We start from the raw sequence: 26,939 nt of genomic DNA, 5'->3' as shown, positions 1-26,939 counted from the left end.
CCTCCCTCCGCATGCCCTTCGCTCGGCCTCCTGAAGTCGCAATCGGCGTTGTCTGGACTATCGCGCGCTTAGAAGCAAGATCAAAAGCCGAAGCAAGAGCAAGAGCAAGCAGCAGCGATGCAGTTACTGTGCAAACGCCCGCCCCAAACCACCCGGTACACCGCTACTGTCAGTTTCCTGCCAAGGCCCATTCGGGCTCAACGACCAGCTCCAGCCGTTATCAAACCGGTAATAAGTCCGCTGCCGGTAAAAGGTGTTGGGCTGCTTCTCAAGTACATATACACCCAGTTTCGGGTCCCAGTGGCTCGCCCCGCCAGGCGGTGGCGCAAAGCTCGCCGAGGTCCGCGGCATGGGCTTGGGAATCGCCGCCGGCTTGCTCGGCTGGGTAGAAGGCTGCCCACCCGGCAAGGGCTTGACCACCGGCCCCTGCGGCGGCAGCCGCTCTATTGGAGGCTCGGGTTGCTCATACGGCTGCTGCACCGTACACGCAGACAAACCCAGCGCCAGGGTGATCAAGGTCAGGCGGACGGTGCTGTGCATGGCATTGCTCTCTTACGGGTCAGGGCTGTCGATGGTCAGGTGCTGAGTGGCCTGGGTAGCGCTCGGCAACGGCGCCCCTTGGCCAATCCACTCACCGTGGGTCGGCTGGCCAGCACGCGAAACACGTGCAACCAGTTGGACTTCGGCAAAGTCGGACAGTTTCATCTGCGGCATCATCGCATCAGCATCGGACAACTCAACCTCGATCGGCAACTGCGCCACCGTCACCCGCTTGGCCGCCAACGGCATCGGCGGGCCATTGCTGGCGCGGGCGAAGATGAACACGGTGTCGTCGGGCTTGACCTTGCCCTGCAAGGCAGCCGCCAGCTCGACACGTACCTTCAGGCGCGCCGCCACCGGCGCCGGCTCGCCAGCCTGGGCTGGCTTACCACCCAAACGCTCGGCTGCGCGGTCGATACCGCCCTGCAGGGCCGTGCGAGAGGCGTCGCCTTCCGGCAATTGCGCCAGCAGGCGTTTCCAGTAATCGATGGCCTCCTGGTAACGTTCGCCCTCGAAGGCAGCGATACCCCGCAGGCCCAGGCTGGTGACTTCGTTGGGGTCGGCCTTCAGCGCTTCGTCAGTCAGGCCTTGCACCTGCGGGCTCCACTGTTTGTCAGCAGCAAAATACAGGGCCTGCGCCCATTGCCCCAACAGCTCTGGCTGGCGCCCGGCCAAGGCCACGGCACGCTCGAAGGTTCGCGCGGCATCAGCCGGGCGCTGCTCGGCCATGTAGGTACGGCCGAGGAAGTACATGGCCTCGGCCGAATCCGGCTGGGCCTGCACCACGCGCTCCAGGCGCGCGGTCATTTCTTCCATCGACTTCGGCGCCTCGGCAAACTCCTGGGTCAACTCTACCTTGTCGGCCGCACCAAAATGCAGGTACAGGCCCAGCGCCATCAGTGGTACCAACACCGCCGCCAGCAACGGCAGGGTTTTACCCAGATGACCCTGGCGCGGGGCGTCTGTGCCTTCGGTATCGGCCAGCAACTCGCGGGCCGCCTCATCACGGCCCTTGGTCAGTTGCGCCTCGTTGAGTACGCCGGCGGCCTGCTGGGCGGCCAGTTCGGCGACGCGCTCCTGGTACAGGGCCACGTTCAGGGCCGTGCGGTCTTCTTCCGGCTGGCGACGACGGCCACGCAGGATCGGGATCAGCAAGAAGCTGAGGGCAGCGAGCAGCAGCAGGCCCGCGCTAAGCCAGAATTCAATCATGGGTCTGTTCTTTTTCCAGCAGTTTGGCGAGACGCTCGCGTTCTTCGGCAGACAACTCGTTGGTGCCCTGCACGGTGCTACCGCGGCGCCGGCGCACGATCACCGCCAACACCACGAAACCACCGGCCAGCAGTATCCCCGGGCCGAACCACAGCAGCCAGGTACGCCCGCTGAGCGCCGGTTTGTAGCGCACGAAGTCGCCATAACGGTCGACCATGAAATCGACGATCTGCTCGTTGTTCTTGCCCTCGCCCAGCATCCGGAAGATTTCCCGGCGCAGGTCGGCGGCAATTGGCGCGTTGGAATCGGCAATGTCCTGGTTCTGGCACTTGGGGCAACGCAGTTCCTTGGTCAACTGCTGGTAGCGCTCGCGCTCGGCCTCATCGCGAAACTGGTAGGTGTCGATGGCCGCCCTGGCCACACCGGCCAGGCTCATGCCCAGCACCGCAGCTGCCAGCCAGCGCTTCATGGCTTGGCCTCATCGACCAGGCCCTGGTACAGCGGTGCCAGCTGCTCACGCCACACGGTGGCATCGACGATGCCCACGTGCTTGTAGCGGATGACGCCCTTGGCATCGATCAGGAAGGTTTCCGGTGCGCCGTACACACCAAGGTCCAGGCCCAGGCTGCCCTGCTCGTCACGGATGTCCAGCTGGTAGGGGTTGTGGAACTCGGCCAGCCACTTCTGCGCAGCGGCGTTGTCGTCCTTGTAGTTGACCCCGTGAATCACTACGCCCTGCTGGGCCAGCTGGTTCAGGTACGGGTGCTCGACCTTGCACGACGGGCACCAGGTGGCCCACACGTTGACCAAGGCCGGGCGGCCGTGCAAATCGGCCTGGGTCAGGGTGCGATCACCCTGGGTCGAGGCCAGGGAAAACGCCGGGAAGGCTTTGCCGATCATTGCCGAAGGCAGCTCGTCGGGCTTGAGGAACAGCCCCTTGTAGAGGAACACCGCCACCAGCAGGAACACTGCCAGGGGGACTACCATGATCCAACGCTTCATGCAGCTGCTCCAGACACGCCCAGGGCCTCACGCACCCGGGTCTTGACCTTGACGCGGTAGCGCCGGTCGAGGGCCGCCAGCAACCCGCCCAGGCCGGTCAGCAGACCGCCCAGCCAGATCCAGCGGACATAAGGCTTGATGTGCACGCGCACCGCCCAGGCACCGTTCTCCAGCGGCTCGCCCAGGGCAACGTAAAGGTCGCGGGTAAAGCCAGCGTCGATGCCGGCTTCGGTCATCATCGACTGCTGCACGGTATACAGGCGCTTCTCGGGGTGCAGGGTGGTCACTTCGCGGCCATTGCGGCTGACCACGATGGTGCCCTTGTCGGAGATGAAATTCGGCCCTTCGAAATGCTTGGCGCCCTGGAACAGGAAGTGGTAACCGCCCAGTTCCACGCTTTCGCCCGGGGCCATGCGCAGGTCGCGTTCGGCGCTGTTGTTGCTCGACAGCACCACGCCCAGCGCGCACACCGCCAGGCCCAGGTGCGCCAGCTGCATGCCCCAGTAGCTGCGGCCCAGGCCCGGCAGGCCCTTGACCAGGCCCTTGTGGCGGGTTTTGTCGAGAATGTCGCGCAGCCCGCCGAGCACCACCCAGGCAGCCAGGGCGAGGGCGGTCAAGGTCGGCCAGTCGAAGTCGTCAACGATAAAACCGGTAAGCGGCGCGAGGATGGCGCTGCCGATCAGTACCGGGGTCATCATGCTGACCAGCCATTTGCCCGGGGTGTCCTTCCAGCGCACCACCACGCCAATGCTCAGCACCACCATCAGCAGCGCCATCAGCGGCAGGAACAACGCGTCGAAGTACGGTGGGCCGACCGACAGCTTGGCCCCGGTCAGCGCGTCGAGCACCAGTGGGTACAGGGTGCCGAGCAGGATCATCGAGGCCGCCACCACCAGCACCAGGTTGTTGGCCAGCAGCAGCGTTTCACGCGACCACAGGGCAAAGCCGACCTGGCTCTTGACCACCGGCGCGCGCAGGGCGAACAGGGTGAGCGAGCCACCGACCACGAACAGCAGGAAGATCAGGATGAACACACCGCGCGACGGGTCGGCGGCAAACGCGTGTACCGAGGTCAGCACACCGGAACGTACCAGGAAGGTGCCCAGCAGGCTCAGCGAGAACGCGGCAATCGCCAGCAGCACGGTCCAGCTCTTGAACACCCCGCGCTTTTCGGTCACTGCCAGCGAGTGGATCAGCGCCGTGCCCACCAGCCAGGGCATGAACGAGGCGTTTTCCACCGGGTCCCAGAACCACCAGCCACCCCAGCCCAGCTCATAGTAGGCCCACCACGAGCCGAGGGTAATGCCTACGCCAAGGAAGGCCCAGGCGACAATGGTCCACGGCCGCGACCAGCGCGCCCAGGCGGCGTCCAGGCGGCCGCCGAGCAAGGCGGCGATGGCAAAGGCAAAGGCCACCGAGAACCCCACGTAGCCCATGTACAGCATCGGCGGGTGCACGATCAGGCCAAAGTCCTGCAGCAGCGGGTTGAGGTCACGGCCATCGGTCGGCACCTGCGGCAACAGGCGCTGGAACGGGTTGGAGGTAATGATCAGGAAGCTCAGGAAGCCCACGCTGATCATGCCCATGACTGCCAGCACGCGGGCGAGCATCACCTGCGGCAACTGCCGCGAGAACACCGACACGGCAAAGGTCCAGCCACCCAGAATCAGCGCCCACAGCAACAGCGAGCCTTCGTGGGCGCCCCAGACGGCGCTGAACTTGTAGTACCAGGGCAAGGCGCTGTTGGAGTTGCTGGCGACATAGGCGACCGAGAAGTTGTCGGTCATGAAGGCATGGGTCAGGCAGGCGAAGGCAAACGCCAGGAAGGCGAACTGCCCCCACGCCGCCGGCCGCGCCAGGCTCATCCACAGGCTGTCGCCGCGCCAGGCGCCGAGCAGCGGCACGCTGGCCTGCACGGCGGCAAAGCAGATGGCCAGAATCATCGCCAGTTGGCCCAGTTCGGGTATTACCAGTGCGGCGTTCATGGCTTGGCCTCCGCACCTGCAGCGGCCTGGCCGCTTTCCTTCAGGGCCTTGGTCACTTCGGGCGGCATGTATTTCTCGTCGTGCTTGGCCAGCACTTCATCGGCCACCACCACGCCTTCGCCATTGAGCTTGCCCAGAGCAACGATGCCCTGCCCTTCGCGGAACAGGTCGGGCAGGATGCCCCGGTAGGTGATCGGCACCGACTTGTTGAAATCGGTGACCACAAAGCGCACGTCGAGCGAGTCGGACGAGCGTTGCACCGAGCCTTTCTCGACCATGCCGCCGGCACGGATGCGGGTATCCAGCGGCGCTTCGCCGTTGGCAATCTGGGTCGGGGTGTAGAACAGGTTGATGTTCTGCTGCAATGCGCTCAAGGCAAAGCCGACGGCAACCCCGACGCCGACCAGCAGGCCGACGATGAGCAACAGGCGTTTCTTGCGCTGCGGATTCACTGGTTGTTCTCCCGGCGCAAACGGCGCGCCTCTTCTTGCAGGTAGCGACGGCGGGCCAGCAGCGGTGCGGCGACATTCAGCGCCAGCACCGCCAGGCAGATGCCATAGGCCGACCACACGTACAGGCCATGGTGGCCCATGGCGAGAAAGTCAGCGAAGGTGGCAAAGCTCATTGTGCGGCCCTCCGCCCCAGGCTGTTCAACACTTCGTCCTTGACCCAACTGGCGCGTGCCTCGCGCTTTAGCACTTCAAGGCGCATGCGTAGCAGCAGCACGGCGCCGAAGAAGCAATAGAAGCCCAGCGCCGTGCACAGCAGCGGCAGCCACATTTCGGCGGGCATCGCAGGTTTTTCGGTGAGGGTGAAGGTGGCGCCCTGGTGCAGGGTGTTCCACCACTCCACCGAGTACTTGATGATCGGGATGTTCACCACGCCGACAATTGCCAGCACTGCACAGGCCTTGGCTGCACTGTCACGATTACTGATCGCCTGGCCCAGCGCAATAATGCCGAAGTACAGGAACAGCAGGATGAGCATGGACGTAAGGCGGGCATCCCACACCCACCAGCTGCCCCAGGTCGGCTTGCCCCAGATGGCACCGGTGACCAGCGCCACGGCGGTCATCCAGGCGCCGATCGGCGCGGCACATTGCAGGGCGACGTCGGCCAGCTTCATCTTCCACACCAGCCCCACCACACCGGCCACGGCCAGCATCACATAGCAGGACTGCGCCAGCATGGCCGCCGGCACGTGGATATAGATGATGCGGAAGCTGTTGCCTTGCTGGTAGTCCTGCGGGGCGAAGGCCAGGCCCCAGGTAATGCCCACCAGCAGCAAAAGCACGGCGGCGCCGGCCAGCCACGGCAGCATGCGGCCGCTGATGGCATAGAACCATTTCGGGGAGCCCAGCTTGTGGAACCACGTCCAGCTTATTTTCATCAGGGTACATCCAGGGTATTTGCCGGGCTTGAGAGCCCGGGACTCGTTATTCGCCGACGCTGATTTTCAGGCCGGCCGCTATCGCAAAGGGTGCCAGGGTCACGGCCAGGGCCGTGAGGCTGGCGAGCCAGAGCAGGTGGCCGGTTGCCGGCATATTTTGCAACGCCGCTTGCAACGCACCACTGCCCAGGATCAATACAGGGATATACAACGGCAGAATCAGCAACGCCAGTAACAAACCACCGCGCTTCAGGCCGACAGTCAGCGCCGCGCCCACTGCACCCAGCAGGCTCAACACCGGCGTGCCCAGCAACAGGGAGCCGAGCAGCACTGGCAGGCAGTGGCTCGGCAGCCCAAGCATCAGCGCCAGCAGCGGCGCCAACAATACCAGCGCCAGCCCGGAAAAGATCCAGTGCGCCAGCACCTTGGCCAGCACCAGCAATGCCAGCGGGTGCGGCGACAGCACCCACTGCTCCAGCGAGCCGTCCTCGAAATCGCTGCGGAACAGGCCGTCCAGCGACAGCAGCACCGCGAGCAACGCGGCGACCCAGACCAGGCCTGGCGACAAGGTTTGCAACAATTGGCTTTCCGGGCCGACGGCGAGCGGGAACATGGCCACGACGATGGCGAAGAACACCAGCGGGTTGGCCAGCTCGGCCGGGCGGCGGAACAACAGGCGCGCTTCGCGGCGCAACAACAGGATGAATACGCTCATGCCGCCCATTGCCCCAGGTTCAGTTCACGGTAACCGGAGGGCTTGCGTTCCAGCGTATGGTGGGTGGTCAATACCACCGTGCCACCCTGCTCGCAATGGGCCGCCAGGTGCGCTTCGAGCTGCGCCACGCCTTGCTTGTCGAGGGCGGTGAACGGTTCATCGAGAATCCACAGCGGCGGGCAGGCCAGGTGCAGGCGCGCTAGCGCTACGCGGCGCTGCTGGCCGGCCGACAGGGTGTGACAGGGTACGTCTTCGAAACCGCGCAGGCCTACCGCCGCCAGTGCCGCCCAGATTGCCTCGCGGCTGGCCGGCTGGTGCAGGGCGCACAGCCAGGTGAGGTTTTCCTCGGCAGTGAGCAGGTCCTTGATACCGGCGGCATGGCCGATCCACAGCAGGATGCTGGCCAGGGCATGGCGCTGCTCGGCCAGCGGCTTGCCACCCAGCAGGATCTGCCCGGCAGTCGGCTGCATCAAGCCGGCCAGCAGGCGCAGCAGGCTGGTCTTGCCACTGCCGTTGGGGCCGCTGATCTGCAACATGTCACCGGCACCCAGCTCGAAATCGAGCTGCTCGAACAGCAGGCGCCAGTCGCGCTCGCAGGCCAGGCCTGCAGCTTGAAGGTGAAGGGTCACGGTTTCGCCTTATCTTTGTAGGGCTTCAGAGTGGTGCTGCCTGCTTCGCGGGTGAACCCGCTCCCACAGGTACGGCGCAGGGCTTGAAAGCTGCGCAGAACCTGTGGGAGCGGGTTCACCCGCGAAGCAGGCAACACCACTCTGAAGCCCTTGTGTCTCAAGTCGCCCCGCACGCTGCCGTTATACTGGCAACGACGGGCGGCCAGCATTATTACACGCGCCGCCGCGCTGCCAAGAGGCCGGGTTCGACAGGTTGTATACAATCATGACTGAAATCAATAGTCTCGGCGCACAAACCGCGATCAACAGCCAAGCCACTAAGGCGGGCATGACCGGCGAACTGCTGCGCCTGATCCAGGCCCAGCCCGGTTTGCTGGCGCCCGGCGAGACCGCGCAGGCCGAAGTCGTGTCGCTGCGCCAGGCCGGCCAGAGCTTCCAACTGGTGCTGCGGCTGATTCAGGCCAACGGCGTACAGACCCAACTGCAGGCCAGCGCCAGCCAGCCGCTGCCCCCGGGCAGCCAGGTCACCGTCAGCCAGACCGAAAGCAATCGCCTGGCAATCATGGTGCAGCAGGCCAATGCCAGCCAGGTCGCCACCCTCACCCGCCTGGACACCAGCAAAGTCCCGGTCGGCACCTTGCTGCAAGGCAAGGTCGTGACCAACCTGGCCTTGGCCCAGGCGCCGGGCCAAGCTCCGGTCTACCGGGCGCTGGTCAGCCTGCTCAACAGCGCCCAGGCCGGCGCCACCCTGAGCATCGACAGCCCTCGCCCGCTGGCCATCGGCAGCCTGCTCAGCGCACTGGTGCAGGGCGACCAGTCGCTGCGCTTTGTGCCGCTCAGCGGCAGGCAGGACCAGCTGAGCATCGCCCAGCAGTTGCTGACCCAGCAAAACCGCCAGGCCTCGCTGCCCGGCATGCTCGATGCCCTGCAACAGCTCACCCGCGACCCGGGCGCCGCTGGCGACCTGCGCGCCAGCGCCGAACGCCTGCTGGCTAGCCTGCCCGACGCGCGCCAGCTGGGCGACGCCAAGGGGGTGGCCCAGGCCCTGAACAACAGCGGTACCTTCCTTGAAGCGAAACTGCTGGGCGGTTTCCCTGCCAGCGTTGCCACCGACCTCAAGGCGCACCTGCTGCGGCTGGTGGCCCAGGCCCAAAGCCTGCCGGCAGGCACCCCGAACCTGGCACCTGCCAGCCTGGCCGTAACCATGCCGGCACTGGCACGCAGCGCCTTGGGCATGCTTGAACGGGTCAGCCCCAAGCCTCAACCCGGAGCGTTCCCGCTGCCCTCCCGCCTGCTCAAGGCCCTGGAAGACGAAGGTGACCTGCAACAGCTGCTGCGCCTGGCTGCAGCGGCCGTTTCGCGCCTGCAGAGCCACGCCATGAGCAGCCTGCAACAGAGTGGCACGCTGGAAAACGGCAACCTGCAGACCACCTGGCAGACCGAAGTGCCGATTCGCCATGGCCAGGAGTTCATCCCGCTACAGGTCAAACTGCAGCGCGAAGAAACCCCGCAACAACAGGCCGACCGCCAGCATGAGGCACAAGACCCGCTGCAAGCCCTGTGGCGCATCGAACTGGCTTTCGACCTGGCACCACTTGGCCCCATGCAGGTGCAGGCGCAACTGAGCCAAGGCCGTCTCAACGGGCAGCTGTGGGCAGAGCGCGAGCCAACTGCGCGGCTGATCGATACCCAGCTCGGCGCCCTGCGCGAGCGCCTGTTGGCCCGAGGCCTGGATGTCGGCGACCTGGAGTGCCACCCCGGCACCCCGCCACAAGGCCCGCGCACGCGGGTAGAACAACGCTGGGTGGATGAAAACGCATGACACAGCAACACACCCGCCAGGCCATTGCCCTGAGCTACGACGGCCAGCAAGCCCCCACCCTCAGCGCCAAGGGTGACGATGCGCTGGCCGAGGCAATCCTGGCGCTGGCCCGCGAGCACGAGGTGCCGATCTATGAAAACGCCGAGTTGGTGCGCCTGCTGGCGCGCCTGGAACTGGGCGAGCAGATCCCCGAGGCGCTGTACCTGACCATTGCCGAAATCATTGCCTTTGCCTGGCAATTGCGTGGCAAGGTGCCTGTCGGCTTCAGCGACGAACCCGCCGCGCCGCGGGACATCTCCCCAGTGAACGCCCTGCTGCCGCCAGGTAACGATCGGTAGCCATCTACCACCCAGCCCAACGGCAGCCGTTCAACCTTGCCATCCCACCCAATGAGCAAGGCAATCACCATGCCCACAAGCCGCATCAACGCCGCCGGCGTACAATATGTTCGCGACCACCTCAGCCACATCCCCCGCCCTGACCGCGAAGCCAGCCGCGCTGTTCGCCAATGGCTGGCTGAGCACGGCCTGGATATCGACCCGGATCAGATTGACATCGTCACCTTGCACTGGTGCCCGGATGAGGGCGCCGGCTACCTGGTCGCTGTCCGCCAAAGCACCAGCCTGACCCAGGCCCTGCTGGGCAACTGGCAAGGCGAGTCCGCCAACGACCTGTTCGGGGACCTGCTCCGGGCGCCATGGGCCGGCAGCTTGCCCAAGGGGCCGCAGCGGCTGGTGGAAACCTTGCCGAGTCCCGCCTTCAACCACTACGGCGCCGGCTTCGAAGTGTTCAACGGCCTGTTCAGGCGCAGCACCCCACAGCGCTATGACCCCTCGACCCACCTGCCGATAAGCGCCGAAGCGTTTCAGCGCTTCATCGAAGACCTGGACTTTCATACCCCCTTCGCCGCTGAACTGGACAGGTACTGGCGCGACCACCTGCACAGCCACCGGCTGGCCAGCAAGCTCAACCTGATTGCCGCCTGCAACAAGCAGGTCGCGCAGGGCAGCCTCAGCGAGCCCGCCCGCAAGCTCATCTGGCAGGCCGCCGGGCTGCTGCCTCGGCCAGCCTCGCTGCTGCTACGCACATTGAACATTTACGGTTACGCGGCCACCGATCTGGTGTACTTCAATGACCCGGCCAGTGACCTGACCGTGCTGTACATGCCAGGCAATAGTTCACCGCTGCTGCAGTTCAGCAGCGAAACGGCCTTGCAGGACTGGATAGGCCAACAATGCAAGGACCCACTCCGGCGCCAGGCCCTGAGACAGCACTTTCGCCTGGCAGACCGCCCACAGGGGCTTGACTTCAGCGGCCTGGACACCGCCCTGGAAGGCCTGGCCGAATACCCCGGGCGACACCGGTTGCCACCGAAACACGGCTACTTCAATGATGACGGCACCTGGTCACCGCGTACCTATGTCAACTACCGACCCGGCAAGTACAACCCGCCGATTACCGGCGACCTGTTCCAGGCGCTGGCCGAGCGGCAACGCCAGCGCAGTTACGATGATGCCGACTTTCTCATCACCCGTGACAACGAGGTGATCGAAACCCGCTGGCTTGGCTACCTGTCTACCACGCTAAACCTGCTCGCGCCGCTGTGCCTGGTAGTGCCGGGGCTGGCACCGTTACTGGCCATCGGCGGTGTGGTTCAACTGGGCTTGGGGCTGGACCAGGCCCTCAACGGCAAAACCCTGCAAACCAGGCAAGCGGGCGTCGGCAACATCACCTGGGGCCTGTTCAATGCCCTCCCGTTGCCCTTGGCGGCAGTGGACAGGGCAACCGCACTGTTCGAGTTCAAACGTGACAGCTTCGTGCCCCCCGTGCGCCTGGGCGAGCGGATCGGCTACCCGCTGAGCCCGGTCACAGCCCCGCGCCTGCCTGAACCCGAGGGTGCCCCGTACTTCCATATCCACGAGCCCATAGCAGCGTTGCCCGAAGGCGATCAGGCAATTGCCGACGCGGTCATTCGCATTCCCCTGTATGACGGCACCCCGGACAAGCTCTTCGCAAGCGTCGGTTCCTACCAGCAGGAGGTGGTCTACGACATTCAACGGGATGTATTCATTCTCGAGCAGGCCTTGCGCGAAAGCGAGCCTGCCGGTTTTGTCGCCAACACTGGCAAACTGAACCTGGCGCCCGTGGGCGCCGAGCGGGAGATCACTGACGCCATGCGCACGCGCAGCCTGCGTGCATTGGGCGTGGAGTTGCAATTGCCGGTGCAGATCCCACTACGGCCGGCCAACAGCTATCCGATCGCCAAACGTATTTCCTGCCTGTGGGTAGGCGACAAACGCATCAGCCCCGCCCTGTTGGCCAACCTGGGCAACAACGCAGCCCGGCTGCAGGACAGCCAGTACACCTTGCGGCTGTTTCTTTCCAGTGACAACGCCCGAGCCTATGCCGACAACCTGCGCCTGTTGGCCGGGCACGCCCCTGGCCTGCAGGTACTGCCACTGGAAGAGCAGGCATTCTTCAGGGCCTTCCGCCAAAGCAAGTACTACCGCCAGTACGACGCGGCCCTGGACGGGAACGGCGGCAGGGCAAGCAACTTCGCGTCTGCCTCCGATGTACTGCGTTACCCCATGCTGCATCACGAGGGCGGTTTGTACATGGATGTCGACGATACCCTTATGGCACCAGGCGAGTACCCGCTGGTGGTTGACGGCCAGGGTTTAGGCAACCCGGCAGAGGCCATCGACCAGGTCGAGTTGCACATCCCCGCCGATGGCCTGCTACTGGCACCGCCCATGTCCAACGAGAAAATGAGCATGAACAGCCTGTACAACACCAGCCTGATCGGCAGCCACCCCGGCAACCCTGTGCTGGAGGCGATATCCGAGGAAATGCATGCGCGGTACCAGACCAACCCGGACTTCTACGACAGCAAGCCCAGCCTGGCCGACGACCCTTCCAACTTCTACCGCTACGCCAACCGCCTTAGCTGCCTTACCGGACCGGCGATGCTCACGGATGTAGTCGATCGCCACCTGCCAGCACTGGGCACCCTGCGGCAGATCGTCAATTTTTATGGCATGCCGCGGATCAACGCCTACCGTTTCGTGGATTTAGCCAGCGGCCAGCAGGCAATACGCACGCTGCTGCCCCTGAATCGCTTCGCCAAGGTAGGTGGCAATCATTCCTGGAGCCAGTGACCCGGCCCAGGCAACTGCGCACCGAGAAGCAGGCGGCCCGATTTGTAACGGCCGCCTGCCCGGTATGGCTGTCAGGAGGATGCGTTTTCGCTGCGGTGCAGCTTGCTCATCAGCTCGGCTTCAGCCTGGGTCAGGCCGCAGCTTTCGGTCAGCTCGGCCACACTGGCGCCCATGCCCACCAGCTTGGCCGCCTGGCTGAAGGTGACGTTGTTGGGGTCGCGCTGCTCCAGCTGCTGGATCTTGTCGGTCAGCGGTGCCACCGTCACGCTCAGCTCGTGCAGCGCCTCGCCCATGCGCACGGTACCGTTCTGGTAGTCGTCCAGGCGCTTGGCCAGGTCCTTGATGCGCTGGTCGCGCAACGCATCGCCTTCGGCCTGTTGTGCGGCCAGTTCACGCTGGCGCTTGCTGTAGTTGAGGAAGAACCACAGGCTCAGCGCCCAGACCAGCGCCAGGAAGATGACAGCAACCTGTAGGATCAACTCAGATGTTCTCCAGCTCGGACCACTCTTCCTCGGTCATCATCTTGTCCAGCTCGACCAGGATCAGCAGTTCGCCGTTCTTGTTGCACACGCCCTGGATGAACTTGGCCGACTCTTCGTTGCCTACGTTCGGCGCGGTCTCGATTTCCGACTGACGCAGGTACACCACCTCGGCCACGCTGTCGACCAGGATGCCGACCACTTGCTTGTCAGCCTCGATGATGACGATACGGGTGTTGTCGGTGACTTCGGTCGGCATCAGGCCAAAGCGCTGGCGGGTGTCGATCACCGTCACCACGTTGCCGCGCAGGTTGATGATGCCCAGCACGTAGCTTGGCGCACCCGGTACCGGGGCAATCTCGGTGTAGCGCAGCACTTCCTGCACCTGCATCACATTGATGCCGTAGGACTCGTTGTCCAGCCGGAAGGTGACCCACTGCAGGATCGGATCTTCGGAACCTTGTGCAGACGACTTTTTCATTCCCCTAGCCCTCTAAATCCGCTGTCTGGCGGTTGTGTTCGGTGTCATTTGTGTTTGGCGTGCAGCTGCTTGACCGCGCCGCTGGCGATCAGCTCGGCCAGTGCGGCGACGTCGAGCAATGCACACATGTGTTCTATTACCGTGCCGGCCAGCCACGGGCGCTGGCCCCGCTGGCTGCGCCACTTGATCTCGGACGGGTCCAGGCGCAGCGAGCGGCTGACCTGGTGCACCGCCAGCCCCCATTCGTAGCCCTGCACGGAAATCACGTATTGCAGGCCCTGGCGAAAATCATCGCGGTAGCGGTCGGGCATCACCCAACGCGCGGTGTCCAGCACCTTCAGGTTGCCGGCCTGGCAGGTCAGGATGCCGAGAAACCAGTCGGGCTGGCCGAACAGCGGCGTCAGTTCCTGGCCGGCCAGGTTGTAGATCGAGCCCAGGCACACCAGCGGTACGGCCAAGGTCAGCCCGGCCACATCGAACAGCAGGCATTCGAACGGTTCGGCCGCCCACACCGGGCGACCGTCGGTGCTGGCAGGCGGCACTGGCGAATCGGGCGCCGGCAGGTGCACATCGACCAGCGGCACGGCAGGTTCCACAGCCGGTTCTTCGACCAGCACCGGTATGGCCGCCTCGGCTACCACCGTTTGCTCGACCACTGTCACTACCGGCGCTTCCACCGGTATCAGGCTGGGCAACACCACCTGCCGGGGCTCGGCGAAGGGCCGCGGGGCAAGGCTGGCAACGGCTTCGGCCGGTTCAGGGCGGGCCGGTTGGCGGGCATCGCGGGCCTGCTCTTCGCGCACGGCCTCGGCGAACTCGTCCGTCGCGGCCGGCAGTTCGTCCAGCGCTTCGGCTTCGGTGGCCTCTTGCAGCAGGCCATCCAGGTACGACTGCAGGGCCATCTGTGGCCGAGTGCCGGTGTGTTGGATCCGGGTCATCAGGCCACCTGCGCTGCAGTTTTGTAGGTCAGCAGGTGCTTGAGCAGCGCCCGGTAGGCGACCAGCCCGCGGCTCTTGCTGTCGAACTGCGAAGGCGTGACACCTTTACGGCTGGCATCGCGCAGGCGCGTGTCCACCGGGATGTAACCTTGCCATACCTGTTGGCCGTAGCTGTCACGCAGCTGCTTGAGGGTGCCCAGCGAGGCCTGGGTACGGCGGTCGAACAGGGTCGGCACAATCTGGTACGGCAGCGCCTGTTTGCGCGAGCGGTTGACCATGGCCAAGGTGCCCACCATGCGCTCCAGGCCCTTGACCGCGAGGAACTCGGTTTGTACCGGAATCACCAACTGCTGGCTGGCGGCCAGGGCATTGACCATCAGCACCCCCAGCAAGGGCGGGCTGTCGATCAGGGCAAAGTCGAAATCCTGCCACAGCTGCGCCAGACTCTTGGCGATCACCAGACCCAGGCCATTCTGCCCCGGCGACTGGCGTTCCAGCACGGCCAGCGCGGTGCTCGACGGCAACAGCGAAATACGCTCGTCACTGGTTGGCAGCAGCAGTTGCCCGGGCAAGCCCTCCGGCACCGCGCCCTTGTGCAGGAACAGGTCGTAGCAGCTGTGCTCCAGGGCATCCGGGTTGTGCCCGAAATAGCTGGTCATCGAACCGTGCGGGTCGAGGTCGACAACGACCACGCGCTTGCCGGCCTCGGCCAGCAGGCCAGCCAGGGCGATGGTTGTGGTGGTCTTGCCGACGCCACCTTTTTGATTGGCTACTGCCCAGACTCTCATCAAGCAAACTCTATCTATTGATTTGGCAGGGACACTGCTGGGGCAACTGTCTTGCGCGAAACTCGAAAACTTGCACGGTCCCTGTGGGAGCGGGTTTACCCGCGAACACCGGCAAAGCCGGTGCCATATACCGAGTCGCTACCTTCGCGGGTAAACCCGCTCCCACAGGGGGCGGCGGTAATCTCGCGAACCCTGTTTCCGGTGACAGAGAATTGACGAGTTACTGCCCCGCCACCGTTGCTGGCGTTGCCGGTGCACTTTGTGTGCCAGCCCGGCGCAATGCCGCATCGGGCGTTGCATTGGCGCTGCCCGAACCGGTCAGGCTGCGGCGCACTTCGAGGTTACGGGAAATCACCAGCACCACCCGGCGGTTACGCGCACGGCCATCGGCGGTGTCGTTGCTGGCCACCGGCTGATACTCGCCATAGCCGACGGAGGCCATACGGGCGGGGTTCACCCCTTCCATGGCCAGCAGGCGCACGATGCTCGCCGCCCGCGCCGACGACAGCTCCCAGTTGGTCGGGTACTGCGCAGTGCGAATCGGCAGGTTGTCGGTAAAGCCTTCGACATGCACCGGGTTGGCGAACGGTTTGAGAATGTTGGCCACCTTTTCGATGATGGCAAATGCCTTGTCGCTGGGCATGGCATCACCGCTGCCGAACAGCAGCGACGAATTGAGCTCAATCTCGATCCACAACTCATTGCCGCGCACGGTCATCTGGTTGCTGTTGATCAGGTCGCCAAAGGCATCGCGCACGTCATCGCTGATGGTTTTCAGCGGGTCGACATTGGTCGCTGCCAGGGCCGCCTCAGTCTGTTCGCTGTCATTGACCAGCGGCTCGGCCGGGCGCACGGTCAGTGGCTTTTCATCACCAATGGGGATCGGCTTCATGCTGCGCTCAGGGTCGTTGAACACCCCGAGCAACGCCTGGGAAATGACCTTGTACTTGCCCTCGTTGATTGAGGAAATCGAGTACATCACCACGAAAAAGGCGAACAGCAAGGTAATGAAGTCGGCGTACGACACCAGCCAGCGTTCGTGGTTTTCGTGTTCCTCGGTATGACGACGGCGACGCATGGGTTACTCCATGAAGCCTTGCAGCTTCAGCTCGATCGAGCGCGGGTTCTCGCCTTCGGCAATCGACAACAAGCCTTCGAGCAGCATTTCGCGGTAGCGCGACTGGCGCATGACAATGGCCTTGAGCTTGCTGGCAACCGGCAGCAGGATCAGGTTGGCACTGGCCACGCCATAAATGGTGGCAACAAAGGCGACGGCAATGCCATTGCCCAGCTGCGACGGGTCGGCCAGGTTGCCCATCACGTGGATCAGGCCCATCACCGCGCCAATGATACCGATGGTCGGCGCGTAGCCGCCCATGCTCTCGAATACCTTGGCCGCCTGGATATCACGGCCTTCCTGGGTCAGGAAGTCGACTTCGAGGATGCTGCGGATGGCTTCCGGCTCGGCGCCGTCCACCAGCAACTGCAGGCCCTTGCGCGCATAGGGGTCGGGCTCGCTGTCGGCCACCCCTTCCAGGCCCAGCAGGCCTTCCTTGCGGGCGGTCAGGCTCCAGTTCACCACGCGGTCGATGCCGCCCGCCAGGTCGACCCGTGGCGGGAACAGGATCCAGCGCAAAATCTGCAAGGCGCGCTTGAACGACGACAGTGGCGACTGCAACAAGGCCGCCGCCAGGGTACCGCCCAACACGATCAGGGCCGCCGGGCCGTTGATCAGGGCACCGACATGGCCGCCCTCAAGGAAGTTGCCACCGACGATGGCAACAAAGGCGAGGATCAGGCCGATCAGGCTGAGGACGTCCATCAGACGCACGCCTCCACCAGGTGCTTGCCGATCTCGTCCAGGCTGTACACCGCGTCGGCCAGGTTGGCCTTGACGATGGCCATGGGCATGCCATAGATCACGCAACTGGCTTCATCCTGGGCCCACACCGTGCTGCCACCCTGCTTGAGCAGGCGTGCGCCTTCGCGGCCATCGGCGCCCATGCCGGTGAGCACCACCGACAGCACCTTGTCGCCATACGACTTGGCCGCCGAACCGAAGGTGATGTCCACGCAGGGCTTGTAGTTCAGGCGCTCGTCACCGGGCAGGATCTTCACCGTGCCACGGCCATCGATCATCATCTGCTTGCCACCGGGGGCCAGCAGGGCCATGCCCGGGCGCAGCATGTCGCCGTCTTCGGCTTCCTTGACGTTGATACGGCACAACTTGTCGAGGCGCTCGGCAAAGGCTTTGGTGAACGCCGCCGGCATGTGCTGGATCAGCACGATCGGCGCCGGGAAGTTGGCTGGCAACTGGGTCAGCACCCGCTGCAGGGCTACCGGGCCACCGGTGGAGGTACCGATTGCCACCAGTTTGTACGGCTTGCGCTTGGGTGCTGGTGAGTGCGCAGGCGCAGTGGCCGGCGCCGGCGCACGGGCAGGCACAGGGGCGCGCGCCGCCGCCGGGCTGCTGAAACTGCTGGCAGGCGCGTGGCTGCTGGCGGGCGCGGCAGCAGCCACCGGCGCATGGCTGGCATAGCTGCCAAAACGGCGGTTGCTGCGCGAAATGGTATGCACCTTCTCGCACAGCATCTGCTTGACCTTGTCGGGGTTGCGCGAGATGTCCTCGAAGTTTTTCGGCAGGTAATCCACCGCACCGGCATCCAGCGCATCGAGGGTGACCCGGGCGCCTTCATGGGTCAGCGAGGAGAACATCAACACCGGCGTCGGGCAACGCTGCATGATGTGCCGCACCGCGGTAATGCCATCCATCATGGGCATTTCGTAGTCCATGGTGATGACATCGGGCTTGAGCGCCAGCGCCTGGTCGATTGCTTCCTTGCCGTTGGTCGCGGTACCCACTACCTGGATCGTCGGATCCGCCGAGAGGATTTCCGAGACGCGGCGGCGGAAGAAACCGGAATCATCCACCACCAGGACCTTGACTGCCATAAACACTCCATTAGGCGGCGCAACCCGCCAGGGTGCGCCACCGAAATCAAATACGCCGCGCGGCGTAACGCTTGAGCATGCTCGGGACGTCGAGAATCAACGCGATGCGACCGTCGCCGGTAATGGTGGCCCCGGACATGCCCGGGGTCCCCTGCAGCATCTTGCCCAGCGGCTTGATTACCACTTCTTCCTGGCCTACCAGTTGATCGACGACAAAGCCGATGCGCTGGGTGCCGACCGACAGGATCACCACGTGGCCCTCGTGCTGCTCTTCGTGCACCTGGCCCTGCACCAGCCAGCGCTTGAGGTAGAACAGCGGCAGCGCCTTGTCGCGCACGATCACCACTTCCTGGCCGTCAACCACGTTGGTGCGCGACAGGTCGAGGTGGAAGATTTCGTTGACGTTGACCAGCGGGAAGGCAAACGCCTGGTTGCCCAGCATCACCATCAGGGTGGGCATGATCGCCAGGGTCAGCGGCACCTTGATGACGATCTTCGAGCCCTGGCCCTTGGCCGAGAAGATGTTGATCGAGCCGTTGAGCTGGGAGATCTTGGTCTTCACCACGTCCATGCCCACGCCACGCCCGGACACATCGGAAATTTCGGTCTTGGTCGAGAAACCCGGGGCGAAGATCAGGTTGTAACAGTCCGATTCGCTCAGGCGCTCGGCGGCGTCCTTGTCCATCAGGCCCTTTTCCACGGCCTTGGCGCGCAGGATGTTCGGGTCCATGCCCTTGCCGTCGTCCGAAATCGACAGCAGGATGTGGTCGCCTTCCTGCTCCGCCGACAGCACCACGCGGCCGGTGCGTGCCTTGCCCGAAGCTTCGCGCTCATCGGGCATCTCGATACCGTGGTCGACAGCGTTGCGCACCAAGTGCACCAACGGGTCGGCCAGGGCCTCGACCAGGTTCTTGTCGAGGTCGGTCTCTTCGCCGACCAGCTCAAGGTTGATCTCTTTTTTCAGCTGGCGGGCCAGGTCACGGACCAGGCGCGGGAAGCGGCCGAAGACTTTCTTGATCGGCTGCATGCGGGTTTTCATCACCGCGGTCTGCAGGTCGGCAGTGACCACGTCGAGGTTGGACACGGCCTTGGACATGGCCTCGTCGCCGCTGTTCAGGCCCAGGCGCACCAGGCGGTTACGCACCAGCACCAGTTCGCCGACCATGTTCATGATCTCGTCCAGGCGCGCGGTATCGACGCGCACCGTGGTTTCCGCTTCGCTGACGGCATGCTTGTCGGCAGCCGGCGCCGGCGCACGCGGTGCCGCTGCCGGTTTGCTGGCAGGCACAGGTGCCGGGGCGGCGGTTGGCTTGGCCACCGGCTGGCTTTCTACCTTGGCTGCGGGCGGGGCTTCGACAGCCGCTACATCGCCACCGAACTTGCCCTTGCCATGCAACTGGTCGAGCAGTGCTTCGAACTCGTGTTCGCTGATTTCGTCGCTGGCCGATGGGGCAGGCTCTGCCACGGCAGGCGTTGACGCCTTGGCGGCGGGCAAGGCATCGGCCTGGAAGGTGCCCTTGCCATGCAACTGGTCGAGCAGCGATTCGAATTCGGCGTCGGTGATTTCGTCACTGAGCGGTTCGGCGCTTGCGTCAGCCACCGGAGCGGCAACCTCGGCACTGAACTGGCCTTTGCCATGCAACTGGTCGAGCAGCGATTCGAACTCGGCATCGGTGATTTCATCACCTGCACCACTCACAACCTCACCCTGCATCTGCTCGTCGGCCGCAGCCTGAGCCTTGACCGCATCGAGCGAATCGAGCAACTGCTCGAACTCGCTGTCGGTGATGTCCTGGTGCTGCTCCTCGGCCGCGACCGGCGCCTCGGCGACCGGCTCCGGGGCAGCCACTGGCGCGGCTGCAGCCTCGGCACCGCCCGGCTCGGCCAGGCGCGACAGCGCCGCCAGCAGCTCGGGGGTGGCCGGGGTTACTTCGGCGCGCTCGCGCACCTGGCCAAACATGCTGTTGACCGTGTCCAGTGCTTCGAGCACCACGTCCATCAGTTCCGCGTCGACCCGGCGCTCACCTTTGCGCAGGACGTCGAACACGTTCTCGGCGATATGGCAGCACTCCACCAGCTCGTTCAGCTGAAGGAAGCCGGCGCCCCCTTTTACAGTGTGGAAACCGCGAAAGATCGCATTGAGCAGGTCGGCATCATCGGGTCGGCTTTCCAGCTCGACCAGTTGCTCGGACAGTTGCTCAAGAATTTCGCCGGCTTCTACCAGGAAATCCTGGAGGATTTCTTCATCGGCGCCGAAGCTCATCAAACGTGCTCCTTAAAAACCCAGGCTGGACAGCAGATCATCGACATCGTCCTGACCGGACACGACGTCTTCACGCTTATCGGCATGAATCTGCGGACCTTCACCCCGAGTCGGATGTTTTTCTCGATCTTTTTCTGCGCGCAATTGATCGTGGTCATGCTGGATGCCCGCAAAGCGGTCGACCTGGCTGGCCATCAGCACCAGTTTGAGCAGGTTGCTTTCCACCTCGGTCACCAGGTTGGTGACGCGCTTGATCACCTGCCCGGTCAGGTCCTGATAGTCCTGGGCCAGCAGAATGTCATTGAGGTGGCCCGCGACCTTGCGGTTACCGGCGGCACTGTGCGTCAGGAAACTGTCGACCCGTTTGACCAGGTCACGGAATTCCGGCGCCGCCACTTCGCGGCGCATGAAGCGCTGCCAGTCGGTACTCAGGGCCTTGGCCTCGCTGGCCAGGTCGTTGAGCACCGGGGTGCTTTCCTCGACCAGGTCCATGGTGCGGTTGGCCGCGCCTTCGGTGAGCTTGACCACATACGACAGGCGCTCGGTGGCGTCGGTAATCTGCGACACCTCCTCGGCCTGCGGCATGGTCGGGTCGATCTGGAAGCTGACAATCGCACTGTGCAGCTCGCGGGTCAGCTTGCCGACTTCCTGGTACAGGCCGCGGTCGCGGGTCTGGTTCAGCTCGTGAATCAGCTGCACCGCCTCACCGAAACGGCCCCGTTCCAGGCTCTCGACCAACTCCTGGGCATGTTTCTTCAGGGTCGATTCGAACTCGCCCAAAGAGTTTTGTGATGAATCCATGGCGCGCCCCCTGACGTGACTCAGCCGTTGACGCGTTCGAAGATCTTCTCGATCTTTTCTTTAAGCACCTGGGCGGTGAACGGCTTGACCACGTAACCATTGACGCCGGCCTGGGCCGCTTCGATGATCTGGTCACGCTTGGCTTCGGCGGTCACCATCAGCACCGGCATGCTTTTCAGCTTGTCGCTGGCGCGCACCTTGCGCAGCAGGTCGATGCCGGACATGCCAGGCATGTTCCAGTCGGTCACCAGGAAGTCGTAATGGCCGTTTTCCAGCATCGGCAATGCCGTGGTGCCGTCGTCAGCTTCGTCGGTGTTGGTGAAGCCCAGGTCACGCAACAGGTTCTTGATGATCCGCCGCATCGTCGAAAAGTCGTCAACGATGAGGATTTTCATGTTCTTGTCCAATCTAGACCTCCAAGCAGTCTCAAACGCGCCCGGCCTACCGGGCACGCACTCATTCAATTCGGTACAACGTCGAAAATGCACGTAGAAAATGCACGCGGAAAACGACTGCAACTTCGGCAGGCTCAGCGCGCCCGCCATTCCCCCAGGCGGCTGCGCAGGCGCGCGGCACACTGGCTGTGCAACTGGCTGACCCGCGACTCGCTGACACCCAGCACCTCACCGATTTCCTTGAGGTTCAGCTCTTCGTCGTAGTACAGCGCCAGCACCAGGCGTTCACGCTCCGGCAGGTTGGCAATGGCCTCGGTCAGGGCAACCTGGAAGCGCTCGTCCTCCAGCCCACGGGCAGGTTCGACCTGGCCGCTGGCGCCATCCTCATGCAGCCCTTCGTGCTCGCCGTCCTGCAGCAGGTCGTCAAAGCTGAACAGGCGGCTGCCCAAGGTATCGTTCAAGATCCCGTAGTAATCATCGAGACTCAATTGGAGTTCGGCAGCAACTTCATGATCTTTAGCGTCGCGGCCTGTTCTGGCTTCAACGGCACGCATCGCGTCACTGACCATGCGGGTGTTGCGGTGCACCGAACGCGGTGCCCAGTCGCCTTTGCGCACTTCGTCCAGCATGGCCCCGCGGATGCGGATGCCGGCGTAGGTCTCGAAACTGGCGCCTTTGCTGGCGTCATACTTGTTGGCCACTTCCAGCAGGCCGATCATGCCGGCCTGGATCAGGTCCTCGACCTGGACGTTGGCCGGCAAGCGCGCCAGCAGGTGGTAGGCGATGCGCTTGACCAGCGGTGCGTAGCGTTCGATCAGTTCGTACTGGGCGTCTTTCGCCGCCCGGCTGTACATCTTGAAGCCACTGGCGTTCATAGCACGGGTCCCGCGCTGGTGGGTTGCACCAGGCGCTCGACAAAGAACTCCAGGTGGCCGCGCGGGTTGGCCGGCAGCGGCCAGCTGTCGACCTTCTGGGCAATTGCCTTGAAGGCCAGCGCACACTTGGAGCGAGGGAAGGCTTCGTACACGGCACGCTGCTTCTGCACGGCCTTGCGCACGCACTCGTCGTACGGCACGGCGCCCACGTACTGCAGCGCAACGTCAAGGAAGCGGTCGGTGACCTTGGTCAGCTTGGCAAACAGGTTGCGCCCTTCCTGCGGGCTCTGCGCCATGTTGGCCAGCACGCGGAAGCGGTTCATGCCGTAATCACGGTTGAGCAGCTTGATCAGCGCGTAGGCGTCGGTAATCGAGGTGGGTTCGTCGCACACCACCAGCAGCACTTCCTGGGCGGCACGGACAAAACTGACCACCGAGTCACCGATACCCGCAGCGGTATCGATCACCAGCACGTCGAGGTTATCGCCGATTTCGCTGAACGCCTGGATCAGCCCGGCATGCTGGGCCGGCGCCAGGTGCACCATGCTCTGGGTGCCCGAGGCGGCAGGCACGATGCGCACACCGCCAGGCCCCTGCAGCATCACGTCACGCAGCTCGCAGCGCCCTTCGATGACATCGGCGAGGGTACGTTTGGGGGTAAGGCCCAGCAACACGTCGACATTGGCCAGGCCCAGGTCGGCGTCCAGCAGCATGACCCTGCGGCCAAGCTCGGCCAGCGCCAGGGACAGGTTCACTGAAACGTTAGTCTTGCCGACGCCACCTTTGCCACCGGTCACGGCGATCACCTGTACGGGATGCATGCTACCCATGTCTGAAATTTACCTTGTCTCGCTGGGACTCAGGCCACACGTAGGGCAATTCTGCGTACCCCTTGGTATAGCTACTTTGCACACGCTTCATGCTCAACCCGCTCGCCGTGGGTTGTGATAGAGATCAGCGAACATGTCGGCCATGGCCTCTTCGCTGGGCTCGTCCTGTTGTTGCACATTGACCGCCCGGGTGACCAGCTGGTGGCCCCGTGGCAGGTGCAGGTCGTCAGGAATGCGCGGGCCGTCGGTCAGGTAGGCCACGGGCAGTTCATGACTGATGGCAAGGCTCAGCACGTCGCCAAGGCTTGCTGTTTCATCGAGCTTGGTCAGGATGCAGCCGGCCAAGCCACAGCGCTTGTAGCTGTGGTAGGCGGCGGTCAGCACCTGCTTCTGGCTGGTGGTGGCCAGCACCAGGTAGTTCTTCGCGGCAATGCCACGCCCGGCCAGGGTTTCCAGCTGCATGCGCAGGGCCGGGTCGCTGGCCTGCAGGCCGGCGGTATCGATCAGCACCACGCGCTTACGCAGCAGCGGTTCCAGTGCCGCGGCCAGCGACTGGCCCGGGTCGACGTAGGTGACCGGTACATTGAGGATGCGGCCGAGGGTTTTGAGCTGCTCCTGGGCACCAATGCGGAAGCTGTCCATGCTCACCAGTGCCAGGTTCTGCGCGCCGTACTTGAGCACATAACGCGCGGCCAGCTTGGCCAGGGTGGTGGTTTTGCCCATGCCGGCCGGGCCGACCATGGCAATCACGCCGCCCTCTTCGATCGGCTCGACCTCAGGGATTTCAATCATGCGCGCCAGGTGCGCCAGCAGCATGCGCCAGGCCTGGCGTGGCTCTTCGATCTCGGCAGTGAGGTCGAGCAGTTCGCGGGCTATCGGCCCGGACAGGCCGATACGCTGCAGGCGCCGCCAGAGGTTGGCCTGTTGCGGCTTGCTGCCTTGCAGCTGGGTCCAGGCCAGCGAGCCGAGCTGCACTTCCAGCAGTTCACGCAGGCCCGACAGCTCGGAGCGCATGGCATCGAACAGGCGTGGGTCGACCGGCGCCGCAGCCGGGGCAGCGGGAGTTTCGGGGGCGTCCACGTGCGGCTCGACCAACGGCTCGGCAGCAGTCAGCGACTGCCCGGCAAACAATTGGCGGTTGTTGTCGCTGCTGTCCTGGCGGTGGTCCAGTTCAGCCTGAACAGTGGCGATGCGCGTCTGGGTCTTGCGCAGCTCTTCTTCCAGCTCGGCGTTGGGCACGCGCGGGGCCAGGGCGGACAGCTTGTAGTCCAGCGCGGCCGTCAGTTCGACACCACCGGCAATACGGCGGTTGCCAATGATCGCGGCATCGGCGCCCAGCTCATCACGAACCAGTTTCATGGCCTGACGCATATCGGCGGCGAAAAATCGCTTAACTTGCATTATCCACTACCTCAGCCGTTAGGGCCCACGGTGGCAACGATGGTGACTTGCTTGTTGTCCGGTATTTCCTGATACGCCAGAACATGCAAATTCGGTACAGCCAGGCGACCGAAACGCGACAGCATGGCGCGGATCGGGCCGGCGACCAGCAGGATGGCCGGCTGGCCCTGCATTTCCTGGCGCTGGGCCGCTTCGATCAGCGAACGTTGCAGCTTCTCGGCCATGCTAGGCTCCAGAAGAACACCGTCTTCCTGACCCTGCCCGGCCCTTTGCAGACTATTGAGCAAAATCTGTTCCAACCTTGGCTCCAGGGTAATCACTGGTAGCTCGGACTCAACGCCAACAATGCTTTGCACGATGGCGCGACACAATCCGACGCGCACTGCCGCCACCAGCGCGGCGGTATCTTGACTCTTGCCGGCGTTATTCGCGATGGCCTCGGCAATACTGCGAATATCGCGCACTGGCACCTGTTCCGACAACAGGGCTTGCAACACCTTGAGCAGCCCCGACAAGGAAATGACACCCGGCACCAGCTCTTCTGCAAGTTTAGGCGATGCCTTGCCCAGCACCTGCAACAGTTGCTGCACCTCTTCATGGCCGATCAGCTCATGGCAGTGCTTCTGCAGGATCTGGTTAAGGTGGGTGGCCACCACGGTACTGGCGTCGACCACGGTATAGCCCAACGACTGTGCCTGCGAGCGCTGGCCGGCGTCGATCCACACCGCCTCCAGGCCAAACGCCGGGTCGCGCGCGGCAATGCCGTTGAGGGTGCCGAACACCTGCCCCGGGTTGATCGCCAGCTCGCGGTCCGGGTAGATCTCCGCTTCGGCCAGGATCACCCCCATCAGGGTCAGGCGATACGCGCTGGGTTGCAGGTCGAGGTTGTCGCGGATGTGCACGGTGGGCATGAGGAAGCCCAGGTCCTGCGACAATTTCTTGCGCACGCCCTTGATCCGCGCCAGCAACTGGCCGCCCTGGTTACGGTCGACCAGCGGGATCAGCCGGTAGCCGACTTCCAGGCCAATCATGTCGATCGGCGTAACGTCGTCCCAGCCCAGCTCCTTGGTTTCCAGTGCCCGCTGCGGCGAAGGCAGCAGGTCTTGCTGACGCTGCGCCTCCTGCAGTGCCTGGGCCTTGGCTTTCTGCTGCTTTTTCCACACCAGGTAAGCCCCGCCGCCGGCCAGCAGGCCCAAGCCGATAAAGGCGACGTGCGGCATGCCTGGGACCAGGCCCATGACAATCATCAACGCCGCCGACACCGCCAACGCCTTGGGCGAGTCGAACATCTGCCGGTTGATCAGCTTGCCCATGTCCTCGGAGCCCGAGGCGCGGGTGACCATGATCGCGGCGGCGGTGGACAGCAGCAGGGATGGCAATTGCGCCACCAAACCGTCACCAATGGTCAACAGGGCATATACCTTGCCGGCATCGCCGAAACTCATGCCATGCTGCAGCATGCCGATCAGCATGCCGCCGATCAGGTTGATGAACAGGATCAGCAGGCCGGCGATGGCGTCACCGCGGACAAACTTGCTGGCACCGTCCATCGAGCCGTAGAACTCGGCCTCCTGGGCCACCTCGGCACGGCGGTGCTTGGCCTGGGCCTGGTCGATCAGGCCGGCGTTGAGGTCGGCGTCGATGGCCATCTGCTTGCCGGGCATGGCGTCGAGGGTGAAACGCGCGCTTACTTCAGAGATACGCCCGGCACCCTTGGTCACCACCACGAAGTTGATGATCATGAGGATGGCGAACACCACGGCACCGACCACGTAGTTGCCGCCGATCACCACCTCGCCAAAGGCCTGGATCACCTTGCCCGCGGCGCCGTGGCCTTCCTGGCCGTGCAGCATGACCACGCGGGTAGAGGCCACGTTCAGCGCCAGGCGCAGCAATGTGGCCACCAGCAGGATGGTGGGGAACGCGGCAAAGTCCAGCGGGCGCAGGGCGTACACGCAGACCAGCAGCACCACGATCGACAGGGCAATGTTGAAGGTGAAGAACACGTCGAGCAGGAACGGCGGTATCGGCAACATCATCATTGCCAACATCACCAGCAGCAACAGCGGCACACCCAGGTTGCCCCGGCCGAGCCCGGCCAGGTTGTTACGGGCGTTGCTGATTAACTGAGTGCGATCCACCGCGAGTCCTCTTGATGCAAAACTTTGACGCCCACGGGGCGTCTGCGGCTGGCATTGCAAGAAGCTTTCCAACTTTGCACAGAAATGGATGCGGTTTTTTGTAGGAGCGGGGGGGGGGGGGGGGGGGGGGGGGGGGGGGGGGGGGG

27 protein-coding genes are annotated in these 26,939 nt (G+C 64.1%); 3 read left to right on the top strand and 24 right to left on the bottom strand.

Annotated elements, in window-relative coordinates; genetic code table 11:
• Positions 1–123: 123 nt before the first annotated feature.
• Genes IAE39_RS21985 through ccmA form a run of 10 tightly spaced genes read right to left on the bottom strand, consistent with a single transcriptional unit; the run spans position 124 to position 7,469 of the window.
• Positions 124–540: a hypothetical protein gene (locus IAE39_RS21985; RefSeq protein ID WP_201206482.1), complete on the bottom strand. Its 417-nt coding sequence runs from the start codon at positions 538–540 to the stop codon at positions 124–126.
• 12 nt (positions 541–552) lie between these two features.
• Positions 553–1,749 (bottom strand): c-type cytochrome biogenesis protein CcmI, encoded by a 1,197-nt coding sequence (gene ccmI / locus IAE39_RS21980; protein ID WP_201206480.1) that lies wholly within the window; start codon positions 1,747–1,749, stop codon positions 553–555.
• The gene (locus tag IAE39_RS21975) at positions 1,742–2,218 is read right to left on the bottom strand and encodes a cytochrome c-type biogenesis protein (protein WP_201206478.1); all 477 of its coding nucleotides are present in this window, start codon (positions 2,216–2,218) and stop codon (positions 1,742–1,744) included. The genes ccmI and IAE39_RS21975 overlap by 8 nt, the downstream gene beginning before the upstream one ends.
• A complete protein-coding gene (locus IAE39_RS21970) occupies positions 2,215–2,751 on the bottom strand; it encodes a DsbE family thiol:disulfide interchange protein (RefSeq protein WP_201206476.1) in 537 nt (178 codons plus the stop codon). Before IAE39_RS21970 ends, IAE39_RS21975 begins: the two co-directional genes overlap by 4 nt.
• Positions 2,748–4,736 carry a heme lyase CcmF/NrfE family subunit gene (locus tag IAE39_RS21965; RefSeq protein ID WP_201206474.1) on the bottom strand — a complete coding sequence of 663 codons (1,989 nt, stop codon included), beginning with the start codon at positions 4,734–4,736 and terminating at the stop codon, positions 2,748–2,750. The genes IAE39_RS21970 and IAE39_RS21965 overlap by 4 nt, the downstream gene beginning before the upstream one ends.
• Positions 4,733–5,188, bottom strand: a complete 456-nt coding sequence (gene ccmE / locus IAE39_RS21960) for a cytochrome c maturation protein CcmE (protein ID WP_201206472.1) — start codon at positions 5,186–5,188, stop codon at positions 4,733–4,735. The genes IAE39_RS21965 and ccmE overlap by 4 nt, the downstream gene beginning before the upstream one ends.
• The gene (ccmD, locus tag IAE39_RS21955) at positions 5,185–5,361 is read right to left on the bottom strand and encodes a heme exporter protein CcmD (protein ID WP_201206470.1); all 177 of its coding nucleotides are present in this window, start codon (positions 5,359–5,361) and stop codon (positions 5,185–5,187) included. Before ccmD ends, ccmE begins: the two co-directional genes overlap by 4 nt.
• Complete coding sequence (locus IAE39_RS21950; RefSeq protein ID WP_201206468.1) at positions 5,358–6,125, bottom strand: heme ABC transporter permease; 768 nt, start codon at positions 6,123–6,125, stop codon at positions 5,358–5,360. Before IAE39_RS21950 ends, ccmD begins: the two co-directional genes overlap by 4 nt.
• A gap of 46 nt (positions 6,126–6,171) precedes the next feature.
• Complete coding sequence (gene ccmB, locus IAE39_RS21945; RefSeq protein WP_012051653.1) at positions 6,172–6,840, bottom strand: heme exporter protein CcmB; 669 nt, start codon at positions 6,838–6,840, stop codon at positions 6,172–6,174.
• On the bottom strand, positions 6,837–7,469 hold the full coding sequence (ccmA, locus tag IAE39_RS21940; RefSeq protein ID WP_201206466.1) for a cytochrome c biogenesis heme-transporting ATPase CcmA: 633 nt from the start codon (positions 7,467–7,469) through the stop codon (positions 6,837–6,839). The genes ccmB and ccmA overlap by 4 nt, the downstream gene beginning before the upstream one ends.
• A 265-nt stretch (positions 7,470–7,734) precedes the next feature.
• Here ccmA and fliK point away from each other — a divergent pair, with 265 nt between their 5' ends.
• The 3 genes from fliK to IAE39_RS21925 all read left to right on the top strand — a co-directional run bounded on the left by fliK (position 7,735) and on the right by IAE39_RS21925 (position 12,449).
• Positions 7,735–9,291 (top strand): flagellar hook-length control protein FliK, encoded by a 1,557-nt coding sequence (gene fliK / locus IAE39_RS21935; protein ID WP_201206464.1) that lies wholly within the window; start codon positions 7,735–7,737, stop codon positions 9,289–9,291.
• Positions 9,288–9,629, top strand: a complete 342-nt coding sequence (locus IAE39_RS21930) for an EscU/YscU/HrcU family type III secretion system export apparatus switch protein (RefSeq protein ID WP_201206462.1) — start codon at positions 9,288–9,290, stop codon at positions 9,627–9,629. The genes fliK and IAE39_RS21930 overlap by 4 nt, the downstream gene beginning before the upstream one ends.
• A gap of 69 nt (positions 9,630–9,698) precedes the next feature.
• Positions 9,699–12,449, top strand: a complete 2,751-nt coding sequence (locus IAE39_RS21925) for a dermonecrotic toxin domain-containing protein (protein ID WP_201206460.1) — start codon at positions 9,699–9,701, stop codon at positions 12,447–12,449.
• Positions 12,450–12,520: 71 nt separating this feature from the next.
• Here the strand turns inward: IAE39_RS21925 and IAE39_RS21920 are convergent, their stop codons facing one another.
• The 14 genes from IAE39_RS21920 to flhA form a co-directional block, all read right to left on the bottom strand.
• A complete protein-coding gene (locus IAE39_RS21920; protein ID WP_201206459.1) occupies positions 12,521–12,928 on the bottom strand; it encodes a DUF2802 domain-containing protein in 408 nt (135 codons plus the stop codon).
• Position 12,929: 1 nt separating this feature from the next.
• Positions 12,930–13,409 (bottom strand): chemotaxis protein CheW, encoded by a 480-nt coding sequence (locus IAE39_RS21915; RefSeq protein ID WP_003254393.1) that lies wholly within the window; start codon positions 13,407–13,409, stop codon positions 12,930–12,932.
• Positions 13,410–13,453: 44 nt separating this feature from the next.
• The gene (locus IAE39_RS21910) at positions 13,454–14,347 is read right to left on the bottom strand and encodes a CheW domain-containing protein (protein ID WP_201206457.1); all 894 of its coding nucleotides are present in this window, start codon (positions 14,345–14,347) and stop codon (positions 13,454–13,456) included.
• Complete coding sequence (locus IAE39_RS21905; protein WP_016711768.1) at positions 14,347–15,135, bottom strand: ParA family protein; 789 nt, start codon at positions 15,133–15,135, stop codon at positions 14,347–14,349. Before IAE39_RS21905 ends, IAE39_RS21910 begins: the two co-directional genes overlap by 1 nt.
• A 220-nt stretch (positions 15,136–15,355) precedes the next feature.
• Positions 15,356–16,213, bottom strand: a complete 858-nt coding sequence (gene motD, locus IAE39_RS21900) for a flagellar motor protein MotD (RefSeq protein ID WP_201206455.1) — start codon at positions 16,211–16,213, stop codon at positions 15,356–15,358.
• 3 nt (positions 16,214–16,216) lie between these two features.
• The gene (locus IAE39_RS21895; protein ID WP_201206453.1) at positions 16,217–16,957 is read right to left on the bottom strand and encodes a flagellar motor protein; all 741 of its coding nucleotides are present in this window, start codon (positions 16,955–16,957) and stop codon (positions 16,217–16,219) included.
• On the bottom strand, positions 16,957–18,087 hold the full coding sequence (locus tag IAE39_RS21890; protein WP_201206451.1) for a protein-glutamate methylesterase/protein-glutamine glutaminase: 1,131 nt from the start codon (positions 18,085–18,087) through the stop codon (positions 16,957–16,959). Before IAE39_RS21890 ends, IAE39_RS21895 begins: the two co-directional genes overlap by 1 nt.
• A gap of 46 nt (positions 18,088–18,133) precedes the next feature.
• Positions 18,134–20,350, bottom strand: coding sequence for a chemotaxis protein CheA (locus IAE39_RS21885; RefSeq protein WP_201206449.1), 2,217 nt, complete (start codon positions 20,348–20,350; stop codon positions 18,134–18,136).
• Between the two features lie 12 nt (positions 20,351–20,362).
• Entirely contained in the window at positions 20,363–21,151 is a 789-nt protein-coding gene (locus tag IAE39_RS21880) for a protein phosphatase CheZ (protein WP_201206447.1), read from the bottom strand.
• A 20-nt stretch (positions 21,152–21,171) separates the two neighbouring features.
• The gene (locus IAE39_RS21875; RefSeq protein ID WP_010955070.1) at positions 21,172–21,546 is read right to left on the bottom strand and encodes a chemotaxis response regulator CheY; all 375 of its coding nucleotides are present in this window, start codon (positions 21,544–21,546) and stop codon (positions 21,172–21,174) included.
• A gap of 134 nt (positions 21,547–21,680) precedes the next feature.
• A complete protein-coding gene (fliA, locus tag IAE39_RS21870; protein ID WP_012273491.1) occupies positions 21,681–22,421 on the bottom strand; it encodes an RNA polymerase sigma factor FliA in 741 nt (246 codons plus the stop codon).
• The gene (fleN, locus tag IAE39_RS21865) at positions 22,418–23,260 is read right to left on the bottom strand and encodes a flagellar synthesis regulator FleN (protein ID WP_201206484.1); all 843 of its coding nucleotides are present in this window, start codon (positions 23,258–23,260) and stop codon (positions 22,418–22,420) included. Before fleN ends, fliA begins: the two co-directional genes overlap by 4 nt.
• Before the next feature lie 84 nt (positions 23,261–23,344).
• Positions 23,345–24,652, bottom strand: a complete 1,308-nt coding sequence (flhF, locus tag IAE39_RS21860) for a flagellar biosynthesis protein FlhF (protein ID WP_201206445.1) — start codon at positions 24,650–24,652, stop codon at positions 23,345–23,347.
• A gap of 11 nt (positions 24,653–24,663) precedes the next feature.
• On the bottom strand, positions 24,664–26,793 hold the full coding sequence (gene flhA / locus IAE39_RS21855; RefSeq protein ID WP_201206443.1) for a flagellar biosynthesis protein FlhA: 2,130 nt from the start codon (positions 26,791–26,793) through the stop codon (positions 24,664–24,666).
• Positions 26,794–26,939 lie beyond the last annotated feature (146 nt).

This window comes from Pseudomonas sp. S37 (genome assembly GCF_016658545.1).
GTDB lineage: Bacteria > Pseudomonadota > Gammaproteobacteria > Pseudomonadales > Pseudomonadaceae > Aquipseudomonas.
This window is presented reverse-complemented; position numbering and strand designations above follow the sequence as displayed.